Consider the following 12,332-nt stretch of genomic DNA (forward strand, 5'->3'; position numbering starts at 1 on the left):
AACCTGTAATGATGGCGGTTCCCTTCGGGAGTTTTTCTTTATTATACTTTCTCAAAACAAAGCGGAGAATCTCTTTATTCGAATAAATCCTATTCTTTGTGTTTTCTTGTTGTCGTAATTCACTATTTACCGTGGTTTGTATATTAATACACAAAGTTGAATTTTCTTTTTCTGACTCTGGAATCCACATAAATTTGCTTATAGGTAGAAAACCAGGAAAGCTTCCTTTGGCATCAAGATATTCTGACTCCAGCTCCATTCCCAAACCAAGAACTCCAAAGACAATAGATTGTAAATCATTCGCAAGAAAATAGCCTAATCTTGGTGAAAATGTTGGATCGGCCAATTGCTTACGACTAATATCATCCAATACAACAATTCCGAGTTCAACTTCGTAATCAACTAAGGCGGGGAGTATCTTAAATTCATCTTGCAACGTTTTAGACAGGCCGGCCTCAATTTTCTCAATCTGATCCAACAAGGTTTGTTGATTAGGATATTTTACGACACTACCTGTATTTATAGCTTGTTGTCGTTTTCTAAAAACAGGTGGTATTGACTCTGAATGATATTCAGATCCTGTTTGATAAATGATCCCTGGATAAGTTAATGCGATACCATATATATTATTGCTATCCAGTTGCAGTGGAAGCAGTTTGCCAGTGGTGTTATTTACAGGCAAACATTCAAAATTGGCAGGAATGGGGGAGTATATCCTTGGCCAAAAAATATAAGATCCAACTCCTAAAACAATAACAATGATAATCGCTATAAAATATTTGAAAACTGTAAACATGGTTTCCTCAGAGTATCAATTTATTCTTGCACCTGTCAGGCTAACGTTTGAGCAAATAGACTTTTGACCGCCCCACTTGAGCACGTTAGCATTGCTTGATTATTAGGAATCCAATTGCCACCGAAGGTGGCAATCCGCATACGCATTGCCAAAGTACATTTTTTTATTTTATTTCTCCGATGAAGAAGTGAAATTATATTAGGATGCTTGCTAATATGCATGTACTGGTTATCAGTTAAATATAGTTCATAACAAAAAAGAAATTAAACCATTAATTAAATTCTATTAGTATTTTAAAACTAGTATCGCGAGCATGGGAAATCCTACATCGGAACTTACAGATGTTTCCATAAATATAATTTAAGCATGCAGCGAAGTATAGAGGGCTGCTCAGCTGGCCCATTGTTTTAGAAATTTAGGCGAAAATTTCTGAGGCGCTTTGTGCCCCTTTACGCCCTAGGAAGCTAACTCGCTAACGCAAACAAGAAGATCCGCGCTGGCAAATTTCCCTTAAGTTTCTTTATAGCATCGTGCGAGCAGGCGATGCTTAAAATCTCCCAAATTCGTGCATTTTGGGGAGCTTGAGCCGAGATTTAGCATTTGCATATCCATGCAAGAATATTTATTTGCACAAGCTACTTGAGAACTCTCCCGAGCCGACTTATTAATGTTCTTACCTTTGGTAAATAGCGATCCTCGTGGTGTGTTACAAGCCACTGGTCATGTCCAAGTTCATCAATTGTATTTCCTACGCGTTTAAGTTTCGGTTGTGCGTCTCCTATAAAAGTAGGAAGAAAAAGAAAAAAGGCAGGACATCCATACCTTATATTCATTTATCGCCTGTAAAAAACATCATACCCCACAGAATTAAATAAATGTCGGATTGCACAAAAGGTTAGACTTGTTAGCAAATATCGACTGTTATTATTTATATCAGAGAACAAAAAGCTATCTCGCTTTGCGGGCCAGAATAGAAGCGTTCCACATTTTTTAATTGCTTACCTATCCATTGAGCCGACATGTCGGGAATGATTGATAAGTTGTGACTTGTTTTACTCATCCCCCCCCCCTTAGTGTCATTTAAATTTTACAGCGGGCTAAATCTGTTGCGAAGTCTCCCGTATATTTACGGCCGAACTTTTCAAGTTCATCTACGCTCATAATAATTGATTTAGGCTCTGTACACCTATCGCTGTTATTTTGATTAGATGTCGATGTTGCTTCTAAATTTTGTTGTACCTTACAAAACTGCCCCATAGAAAAATTGACCGCTCTTAAGTAATCACGAAAAACAGTGGCACTGGTATTTGTGTAGCAGTTAACAATTGCTTCAATATCAGGGTTATCTATATTGTCGCTAACCACATTTATTGTTTTTGCCATTGCACCTTCGAAGAACTGGAGAAGAACTGGACATCCAAACTTTTACTTGACAATGTTGTTCTAAAAAATCAACAGCGATACCAAACATCAAATAAAGCGCTTATTTAACGACCAAAATTAGATGAGAAGTCATCCCAAAGGTGAAAATGTAACATCGAAGTGCATTTTTTTGATTTACAGGTAGGTTAACTATCAACAATAAGCTGATACGGTGAAATAAAGGTAATAGAACAAATTAGTGATATATTCGTCGCAACTTATTTTTTCCTGAAATCCATTGCTTACCAGTATGCTCCGCAAATAGCGCCAACTCCTCAAGTGAGCCAACTGCACCGTGGTAATCTTTCCCAAAATCATTGGCTAAATTAAGCCATGTTTCACTGTCTAAACCAAGCGTGCTCAACAACGCGGGAGCTTGTGTTGAAATAGCGCCACGCTTATCTTCACGAATAATACGGCCAGTCCAATCAACTAATTCAAGGTAGTCAATTAGCTTAAAATTGATCCCCTGTGGTTGGCATTGATGCGCAGCCCCAATGAATTTAACAAGCGGTTTACTGTTATTTTCCTCTTTATTTTCAGCATGATGTGATTTGCCATGAATTCGTTCAAAAATAGAGGTGTATTCAGACTCTTCAACACTTAGTGACATTTTGGCGCGAATGGGATTCAAATCAACGTAGGCCATGCAGGTTAATAGTGCTTTTTCATCCAGCAACACCTGAGACTTAAAGCGCCCTTCCCAAAATCGCCCTTTGCATTTATCTTCTTTATTAGCTTTACGCGCTATAAATTCATTTAAACAGCGCATAAACCACGAGATATTTGATAAACGCTTTCGCCACTCTGCAATCACAGAAAGTGCGACCTCTTTTTGTGGTTCTGAGCTTAACTCACCTTTCTGCCAGCGCAAAACAATGGGGGGTAATGAATATATCTTCGACCAGCGTTCACAAATTTCACTATCAGTGCAGTCAGCAATTTCTCTCTCATTTACATATAAAACAAGGTGATAGTGGTTTGATAAAATAGCATAAGCACCAACTTCAATTGAAAAAACATCGGTTAAATAACGCATTCGATCAACCATCCACTGCCTACGATGATCAAAGCTTAGCCCTGAATAACGGTCGTCGCCACACAAGAAAGCACGATGAACACAACGAGAAATACAGTGGTAATAAGGGGTATCGGAAAGTGAAATCAATGATTCGCGAGATTGAGTCATTATTGCCTCCAAGCATCAACCAACTGGTCATTAATTAACCACAGGTTAAGCTTGAAGTTCAGTCAAAGTTTATGGATGTCCAGATCTTTTAGATCTTTCTATTTCGTTCACGTGATGAAAATACCGAAATTGGTGTCATTGCGGAGTCTAGTAGTTTGGGCCAGTATGCGGGTAATGATTTTGATAACAATATTCGTAAAACAGCATTTAAACTCAGTTTACAGGATGGTGATATCATCTGGACAAAACAGAATAACGGTGAAAAAATCACACACCAAGAAGAGCCTTATAGTAGTTGGAGGGATCGCTTTAAAAATGGCTTTATGCAATTATTACCAGTAGAATCTCAACTATAAAAGTAGCTAAATTTATTTAAAGTTTTATAAGCACAGGGATAGTGTATCAATCTAGATAATAGAGTGGGGAAATACACTTTAAGCAAGGCACAAATTGGAACTAGCTTAAAGTGTATAACACAGCGATAAACTAGTGAAAGCAAGGAAGTCTAAACACACAATGACCTGGTCAACCTTCAGCTTTCTATTTTCCTCTTTGAGCTGACGAATTTCTAACTGTTCCGGCGTTAACTTACCATTGTCACTATTAATACCCAGCTACGATGGCGGAGGTATGTAGCAAATCAAGTAAATAATTGAGTCATTACTACTATTGACTTATTTGTTGTAACTGAACGGTTTCACTATTACATTTAAAAAATTATTTGGAGTTTTTATGCGAATTTTAATTTTATTATGTTTTGCAATATTGTATAGCAATACCTTGCTGGCTAATACAAAAAATGAAATAGATCATTTGATTGGTTATGTCAGTGAAACAGACTGTGACTATGAACGTAATGGAACAAAGCATCAAGGATCAGAAGCAGTAAAACATATTGTTAGAAAATACAATTATTTTAAAGATGATATAAACAGCGCTGAAGATTTTATTAAATACTCAGCGACTAAAAGCACCATGTCAGGTAAATATTATCAAATTCACTGCCCTAACCAAGTAACCGTTAAAAGTAAAGATTGGTTATTAGATGAATTAGCGCGTTATCGTGGTAGACACAAATAGCACTCTCTATGGATAACATTATTCCTTTTCAATCTGCTTGGTCTAAACAATATAGAGAAGGTTGGTATGGAGTTAGACTTTAATAAGGCGATGTCTGAGTAAACTGTTGTAAATCTGCCATACTTCATTTATGTGTAATCATTATGACGGGTAAGCCAATTAACAGTAGTTGCACAGGTAACATCCGAGATTGGCGTAACAGCTTCAACTCTAATAATGTGCCATCACTAAATAACACTAGCGCTAAGGCGAACTCTACAATAGTTGTTACAAATTCAGCATTTATCTCCAATGTAGAGAGGTTTATACCCATGATACTTCAAGGTGCAAAGTCAGCAAGGCAAATTGTGCCTAGATGCTAGGCATGAAATTGAAGTATAGTTATTCTACATAGAAATTTCATAACAACGCAGATGGGTGCAGGTTGCCTTGCCCTACGGGGAGTGAGCTCGAAAACCAGCCCTGCGTTGCAACAATCGAAAAGTGAATAACAACTCCCTCATGTTGCGCCTTGCTCTGATATTCGAGCTCACACCTGACAAAGCATCTTGAGGTAACATGGGTATAATAACAGAGGGGATATTAATAAACCTAACCAAGTAAACACCATAGGCCCTGATATATTAAGACAAATGAGTGCGTTAGAAATATTACTATAGCCTAATACCATTAGGCTATAGTAAAACAACACGGTGTTCAGCCATAACCCTCTTTAATTAAGCTTAACTATTTGCTCAGTTGGCAGTAATTTAACTTTCTGAATTAATAGAATTGTTATTACTTTGCTTCGTAAGTAAATTTTTGCCCACCAATAGAAGCTTCATACATCAACCCACCTTTGGTAATGGTAAATACAGCCATACCTTTATAATACTCTGCAATGGTCAGTGCGTTATTTTTACCTCCGCTTGCCCCTGCCCCACTACCTTTAGTTGATGCTTCTGCAGAGACACCTGCAGTTAAAGCTACTGCTGTAGCTTGTGCTCCAAATTCAAAATTACCCATAGTAAATTCATCAAAGCTGCGCTTATCTTGAAAGAAAATTACTTGGCTAAAAGCTTGGCCTCCAGCCTGGAAGCCGATGGTAATTTGTGACATGGATGTATTGCCTACCTGTTTACTCGCCTTATAGACTTTACCTTTTCCATATGCACCACCAATCCCAAAGCCACCTTTACCGATGGTGGGGAATAGGGCATAACCATACGCGTTTGTGAAAAATTTTTGAGCCCCTCCTTCAATAAACATCTTCTGGGTATCACTATATTCATCGGCATGAGTAAAAGGGCTAATAAATATTAGTATTATTGTAAAAGTTGTCAGTATTCTTTTCATTTTTTTGCCTTTTATTTAAAGTGTACTCTTAGCCGAAAATATAAAGGAAAAGAGCAAGTGCAATGTATTTGACTCTACAAAAGAAAACAAGCCTATTGAATTCAAAGCTAACGCTTTCTTTTGTATACCATTCAGGAAAGTTCATGGTTTAGTAAGTTACAATTATTCAATATTACTCAGCCGTAAACGGTGCACTGAGAATAAATTCAATCAGCTCGCCCTTAGGGACTTCGATGTCATTCCCTTTGGTTAACAGTGAAACACCGACACCTACTTTTGCCCCCGTTTTTGCACCGTCGCTACCATCAATCAAACCGCCAATCGCAGCAGCTCGTGCTGTAGTACCAACTGTTTTCCGTGCAGTATTAACCCCTTGACCCCCTATAATCTGTGTTTTAAGTGCAAACATATTACCGTTAATTGATATTTCAGTTAATTCGAATTGTAAAGTAGCACTACCAGCAAGCCTACCCGCTCTTTTTACTTTTGTTAATTGTCCGTAAACTATACTGCCTTTGGGGGCAACAAGGGTCTCTCCCGATACTAAATTACCCTCAAGTACTGCGCTAAAGCGTTGTCCACTTTTATTCTGACGACTGTTAAAGCCTTCGCTTATTTTTACTGTAAGTTCAGTACCGGTGGGTACCGTTGTAATGCCTGTCGTCAGATCTTTCTTAGGTGCATCTTTAGCCACTTCAGATATTTCAATTGCGCTGACCTGTTTTACAGGCAGTGTCATCTCAATGCCATTCATGTCTAACACAATTGTTTCTGTATCTTGGCTTTTTAACTGCCCTTCAAAACTGCGTCCATCTTTAAGTATTACCGTTGTAGCATTTAGCTGACTGCTTAAAAATAGGCTCGCCATTAGTACCATTATCGTTTTATTATTGAATCTCATACAGACCTCACTCCTTAAATTTTAAATACCAAAATAGTAAAAATTATTAACCTAATAAAATCAATCTCAACTCAAAGGGCAATCTGACTTCTGCTGAGATATTTAATACAGTCACTATAAGGTCTAAGGAATCTGACAACTAGCCAATGGAACAATCACGTATCAGATCCACACAATTCATACACAATCACTCCATTGAAAGTTAACTGTTCTCGCAAATACTGGGCTAGCATAGAAATAAAAGCGCGCTCAGGCGTATCTGCAAATACTCGATTGCGTGTAACACGGATGTTGTGGCATACCTTTAGGCTAGTGGAATCTACAAATGCGCTCCCAGTTGGCTCATCTTTAATTGTTTGAAAATATGCACACATCGGTAGCATAAGCTCAGACATTGTATTGATGAAACGGGTATAACTGAGTAGTTCAGGGAAGTAATCAGTCCAGTATCGTCGTACCAAACCAATATAAAAGTTCTTGGAATCTCTATGATTTGATTGATGAAATGCAATCTTAATCGTTAAGCGTTCACTGCTCGAAAGTTTTGATCGCGAGGAGGGCAATTTTTTTTGTTTTTATTAAATATAACTTAAATAGGGAGGCATTTAGTTAAATTTTTATTCTGTTATCCAGAATTCAGGTTAACACTCCCAGTCCTTCTACTTTTGCAGCTATCTTGGTTAAATTGACTAATAATAGCCAGCTATTCACTCATCAATTTTCCTCGATAAACACAAAAATCTCAGCACTAGGTATTATAAGTTTATTGTATTTAATAATACCTAGTAAAAGCGTTCATTATCCAGAACTCAGATTAAGTAGTAAAATGATGCTATAAATTAATCGTTTATTTTGACCTTACCGGCTCATTATTTACATTCATTTAAATTTTCCAAGTATTGCTTTGGTGTCGAATTGTGTGCTTTTTTGAAAGCTTTAGTAAAACTTTGCGGATTATTAAACCCTAACTCTTCACCCACTTTTTCTATTAACAAACCTTCTTGTAACATTTGCGGAGCAAGATTATATAGCAACTGGTATTTCACAAGCTCCGAAAAGCTATATTGCTCTTTTTGCAGGCGTCGCTGCAATGTTAGTGGTGAGATCATCATCATTTCAGCAATGAACTCCAGCTTAGGATAACCAAATGCTCTTGCATAATTTATCAGTTCATAAACACACCTGGCAAAGTCATTTTCATCCGGTATGTTTATATAATCAATAACTTGTAGCTGATTAATACGTGCCGTTGTTATCACTTTAGGTTTGTTTACAATATGCTGTTCGAGTGCATCAATTGAACACCAAATTTCTGTTTGTTTGGCATTCCAAACAACATCACAACCAAAAATAGCGTCTACTTCACCGGCCTTACCTAAACGAGAACCAGGTAAATGGATTGAAATCGGAGAATATTGTTCGCCTAAATAGTGACGTAATAGATGGAGATATAACCAAGTACAAAAGATACCATCTTGAAGACGCTCTTGAGCAACAAAAGATTCAGTATTGTAACTCCACTTGAGTATATTTCCACTGCGTACCGCCTTCACCTCACTATCGGATTGTAATGTTTTAAATAGCGCATTAAAGCGTATTAAAGCTGTAAATAAAACCGGGGCAGAACAGACAATGTTATGTAAAGGAATAAAATTTTGTAGCTGAATATTTGCCCCTGCCTTTGCAATAAAGAGCTCATCATCTACCTGTTCTTCAATAAGACCCAAATAGCGCGTCATCTCTGTCAGCGGCATTAATCTCATATGATCATTTAATAAGCTGTCAGGAAGGTTAGCGTTACTAATGCAATCGCCATAATAATCGTCCATTGCTTTTAGGAAAAGCCAAAATACGCCTACCCTTCCAAAAGCAACTGAATTTACTGAAGCCATAAATTATCCTTAATTTTATCAATAACTAAAGATAATACCCTCTTTACTAACAGTGAAAAAGGGGTTTATATAACTATTCCTGTTGCTTGTTATTGGCGCTTGAGCCTATCTCAACAGAAAAAGAAGCTAGGGGCTGTTGAGCTTTGCAGTTTAACTTTTGTTCACCTCAATGCGTTTTGATCGAGGCGGGCGGAGTGTGGCCTAGTAACCTAAGCGAATTTCGCCCAACAAAGAGCATAACGTATTGAGGAGAACCCGAAGGGCAGCGGTTTGTTGACTATTTTTACTACATTTTCGCCTACTCACGTTGAATAACCACACCACATAGGCTCAGCTTTGTATAAAACACCAACAAATCGTTGCAAAAATAAACTCGAAAGATCAACAGCCCCTAATAATGACAGTGGAAAAATCACTTAGATGGTGAAGTTTTTAACCAGCCTAGCGCTGTTAATAACATAAAACTGGCAACCACATATATATTTGCATACGCGATATAAATCCAACGTTCATAAAAAGCAAAATCAAGGTGACTACCCGTTGTATTGGTTACATCGCATATTAACAATAGTACACAGCTAAATGCAGACGCATATAGCGCACCTTTGGGTGAACAGAAGACTTGTTTTGCAAAGAGCAAAGCGACTAAAAACATCAGTAACAAGTAAAAGGGTATCACAGGTACCATGACTAGAAGTTCATAAATAACAATGGCAACAATGCCACCCATTAAGTTAGCCAGCATAACAGCAACACAGGCTTTTATGCCTTTGGTTAAATCAGTGCATAATACCAAAATACCAACATAAACGAGTGCTAACATCGCGACTTGACGGTCAAACATCAAGAAATAGATCAACACAGGCATGGTAATCAAAGTGTCAAGCAGTGCAATCCGCGCAAGCTGAGATGCAGGTTTTACAACTACTTTTGGGGTTACTGCAGGCGATACTGGATGAGCCGGCAATACTGGATGAGCCGGCAATATAACAAACATAAGAGCGGCAGAAAACAACGCAACTAGGTATGAAAGAGATGTTCCAAATGCGGTATACACACTTAACTCAAGATCCATTAGCGCCATTGTAGGGTAAATTAATACGGTACAGAGCAGTAATACAATAATGAGTAAATTAGTCCCTTTTGCAGCTTGATAAAAAGTAACATAAAGTACCCAGGCCATAATAATGATGGCAATAACAGGGTAAGGCTCAACAAGTCTTACTAAAATCGCCCCTAATCCTAGTGAAGCCGGGATCATCATTATAAAACTCAAGTAAACTTTCTTTGCTAAGGGTCTTGCAGGTAACCCCACCAATAGGGTAACCAGAGTCGGCGTAATATAAGCCATCTCCCATTGCCACGTAACCATCACCAATATGGGAATCATCACCGCGAGAGCATAACGTACAATGTTACGCGTTAATTCATTATTTAACGGTGCTATTTTCGCGCAGTGAGTTGCATTAGTAGACATAACTTAATAACCCCATTAAGCGGATATAAGCTTTGCCCAAAAAGTACATCAGGCCACTATCTCGGGTGTAAACAATGATATCTGACTGACCACCTTCACGGCGTACTCCTGCTGGAATCTCTTCAGCAAAATCAATCATCACAGGAAAACGCTGCGCTTCCCTAAGCCAACCGGTTTTTGATACCGGCACCTGTAACCCACCAGCTTGCGTCTGGGATTCAAACTGAACGCCGTAAGAAACGGATTTAACAACGCCGTTGTATACCGTGCCGGGAGCAGAATCAAAGACTATCTCAACCTTATTACCGATTGCTATATTCTGAAGATTGTTTTCTCTTAGATATGCTTCAATCCAAGTGTCTTTCGTAGAAATATAGGTCATTAATGGCTGCCCAATGTTCACATACATGCCTATGTCATAACGTACATTAGCTACCAAGCCCAAACGGGGTGCTCTCACCGTTGTATTTTCTAAGTCCACGCGTGCTAAGCCAAGTTCAGCAAGTGCTTTTTTAAGTCGCGGGTTTTCATTACCTGCAATGCCAGCGTCAATTTTAGCCTGTTGTAATTCAGCAGCCGTTTTTTCAACATGGGAGCGAGCATTATCTAACTGTGTTTTAGCTTTATCGATTTCAGACTTTGAAACATAACCCATTTCCCCCACAGAAAGTATTCTAGCTGACTGAATTTTGGTTAAACTGTAATCAGTATTTGCTTCAACAAGCTGTGCTTGTGCCGTCGAAACGGCCGCAATTTTTGCGCCTACCTCTTGAGCCGCTAACTCCAACTCTGCTTCCGCTTGGTTAACAAGCAATAAATAAGGTGCCGGATCAATGCGAGCAACAACTTCTCCTTGCGCGACTCTCTGATTATTTTCTACTGGCAATTCCACAACACGACCTGAAACTGAAGCCGCTAATGGAAGCACATAAGCACGCACACGTGCGTTATCGGTAAACGGGATCACCCTATCTGCAACCAAGTACCAACAAAACAACACTAAGCAAAGTGAGCCTATTATAAGGGTTATTTTTCTTATCGATGCCTGATCTGAAACCTCTGAAGGTACTTTTTCACTTCACTTAGTTTTAGATTTCTCGCCAGAAGTAGCGGGTTTATCTGTCATTGTAACGCTCCAGATTGATACAAAAAAAACCAGTAACACTGAGCTACTGGTTTGAGTCATGATTGAGTAAAGATTAAGCCACTAGCTTTTTCTCTAACTTACCTATGCATGCATCGCAATTACCAATCAAAATATTTTTTCGGCTTGAGTCTTGATAACACATCATCTCTTCATAGGTTTTTACAAATTCATAACTACCTGCGATATTTTTAGCGTCAAAGCCATTCGCTTGTAACATAAGGGTCATGTTGTAACTTCTCTCACCCGTCCGGCAATGTACATACACAGGTTTAGTTTTATCCAGCTCATCTAAACGTTGGCGTATAGAGCTCATCGGGATGTTTACCGTTCCATCAATATGTCCCGCTTGGTATTCAATTGTTTCACGAACATCAATAACCTGCTCACCCGCGGCTAACAAGTCATAAACATCGGAAAAACGAACCTGTTTAAAAGCACCTTCATTCAAGTTACTAGCAATGTATCCCATTTTATTAACCACATCTTTCCCGGTGCCGAATGATGGTGCGTAACATAGCTCTAAGTCAGATAAATCTTCGACAGTCATACCCGCTTTAATTGCCGTTGCAATTACGTCCGCGCGTTTATCAGAAGCGCCAGAGGTTGCAAACTGCGCACCTAATACCTTGCCACTGCCTTTTTCAAAGATCAGTTTTGAGTACACAAGATGAACACCAGGCATAATACCAACAATACCAGGAGGCGCTGCGTAAGCTACCTCGTAATCAATACCAGTGCTAACTAACATTTTTTCTGATAAACCAGTCGACGCAATATTCATATCAAATAACTTAACCACACCACTGCCGATATAACCTTTATTATTAATGCTTCTGCCATTAATTCTATCCGCAATCAAACGGCCCTGCTTATTGGCAGGACCTGCCATTGCTAATGGAAATGGCTGACCTGTTAGCTGATTCGTCACCAGAATCGCATCACCTGCGGCGTACACATCTTTTGCTGTTGTTTGATAGTTTTCATCAACAATAATATAACCTCTGTCATTGAGGTCGACGCCAGCCCCCGCTAGGAAGTTAGTTGAAGGTTTCACACCGATAGCTAAAATCACGCCGTCAGTTTCAATTTCTCG

The 12,332-nt window shown here is 38.7% G+C and carries 11 protein-coding genes and 1 pseudogene; 2 read left to right on the top strand and 10 right to left on the bottom strand.

The annotated features are described in order from the left end of the window. From AC4GME_RS09050 to AC4GME_RS09060, 3 genes are all read right to left on the bottom strand, one after another. A partial coding sequence (locus AC4GME_RS09050; RefSeq protein WP_490379263.1) for a fumarylacetoacetate hydrolase family protein occupies positions 1–796 on the bottom strand: 796 nt, incomplete at its 3' end. Between the two features lie 1,080 nt (positions 797–1,876). Beyond that, a complete protein-coding gene (locus AC4GME_RS09055; protein WP_490378200.1) occupies positions 1,877–2,179 on the bottom strand; it encodes a hypothetical protein in 303 nt (100 codons plus the stop codon). A gap of 235 nt (positions 2,180–2,414) precedes the next feature. Continuing rightward, positions 2,415–3,407 (bottom strand): transposase, encoded by a 993-nt coding sequence (locus AC4GME_RS09060; protein ID WP_490378201.1) that lies wholly within the window; start codon positions 3,405–3,407, stop codon positions 2,415–2,417. A 155-nt stretch (positions 3,408–3,562) separates the two neighbouring features. Between AC4GME_RS09060 and AC4GME_RS09065 the strand changes: the two genes are divergently transcribed. Then, positions 3,563–3,763, top strand: coding sequence for a hypothetical protein (locus AC4GME_RS09065; protein WP_490378202.1), 201 nt, complete (start codon positions 3,563–3,565; stop codon positions 3,761–3,763). 376 nt (positions 3,764–4,139) lie between these two features. Next, complete coding sequence (locus AC4GME_RS09070) at positions 4,140–4,487, top strand: DUF5329 family protein (RefSeq protein WP_490379264.1); 348 nt, start codon at positions 4,140–4,142, stop codon at positions 4,485–4,487. 777 nt (positions 4,488–5,264) lie between these two features. On the opposite strand, the gene AC4GME_RS09075 is transcribed toward AC4GME_RS09070, so the two are convergent. The 7 genes and pseudogenes from AC4GME_RS09075 to AC4GME_RS09105 all read right to left on the bottom strand — a co-directional run. Then, positions 5,265–5,822, bottom strand: coding sequence for a YSC84-related protein (locus AC4GME_RS09075; RefSeq protein ID WP_490377001.1), 558 nt, complete (start codon positions 5,820–5,822; stop codon positions 5,265–5,267). 172 nt (positions 5,823–5,994) lie between these two features. After that, positions 5,995–6,723, bottom strand: a complete 729-nt coding sequence (locus AC4GME_RS09080) for a hypothetical protein (RefSeq protein ID WP_490377002.1) — start codon at positions 6,721–6,723, stop codon at positions 5,995–5,997. Positions 6,724–6,968: 245 nt separating this feature from the next. After that, positions 6,969–7,274: pseudogene (locus AC4GME_RS09085) on the bottom strand (transposase); the annotation flags it as partial. Between the two features lie 318 nt (positions 7,275–7,592). Beyond that, entirely contained in the window at positions 7,593–8,615 is a 1,023-nt protein-coding gene (locus AC4GME_RS09090) for an AraC family transcriptional regulator (RefSeq protein ID WP_490377003.1), read from the bottom strand. A gap of 412 nt (positions 8,616–9,027) precedes the next feature. Further along, the gene (locus AC4GME_RS09095; RefSeq protein ID WP_490377004.1) at positions 9,028–10,092 is read right to left on the bottom strand and encodes a hypothetical protein; all 1,065 of its coding nucleotides are present in this window, start codon (positions 10,090–10,092) and stop codon (positions 9,028–9,030) included. Beyond that, a complete protein-coding gene (locus AC4GME_RS09100; RefSeq protein WP_490379265.1) occupies positions 10,082–11,092 on the bottom strand; it encodes an HlyD family secretion protein in 1,011 nt (336 codons plus the stop codon). Before AC4GME_RS09100 ends, AC4GME_RS09095 begins: the two co-directional genes overlap by 11 nt. A gap of 199 nt (positions 11,093–11,291) precedes the next feature. Beyond that, the coding region (locus tag AC4GME_RS09105) for a rhodanese-like domain-containing protein (RefSeq protein WP_490379266.1) at positions 11,292–12,332 on the bottom strand (1,041 nt) is incomplete at its 5' end.

It is taken from the genome of Psychromonas sp., from assembly GCF_983033635.1.

Coding starts and splice junctions, on each gene's coding strand:
- AC4GME_RS09055 (WP_490378200.1), bottom strand. CDS start 2,179: ATGGCAAAAACAATAAATGTGGTTAGCGACAATATAGATAACCCTGAT.
- AC4GME_RS09060 (WP_490378201.1), bottom strand. CDS start 3,407: ATGACTCAATCTCGCGAATCATTGATTTCACTTTCCGATACCCCTTAT.
- AC4GME_RS09070 (WP_490379264.1), top strand. CDS start 4,140: ATGCGAATTTTAATTTTATTATGTTTTGCAATATTGTATAGCAATACC.
- AC4GME_RS09075 (WP_490377001.1), bottom strand. CDS start 5,822: ATGAAAAGAATACTGACAACTTTTACAATAATACTAATATTTATTAGC.
- AC4GME_RS09080 (WP_490377002.1), bottom strand. CDS start 6,723: ATGAGATTCAATAATAAAACGATAATGGTACTAATGGCGAGCCTATTT.
- AC4GME_RS09090 (WP_490377003.1), bottom strand. CDS start 8,615: ATGGCTTCAGTAAATTCAGTTGCTTTTGGAAGGGTAGGCGTATTTTGG.
- AC4GME_RS09095 (WP_490377004.1), bottom strand. CDS start 10,092: ATGTCTACTAATGCAACTCACTGCGCGAAAATAGCACCGTTAAATAAT.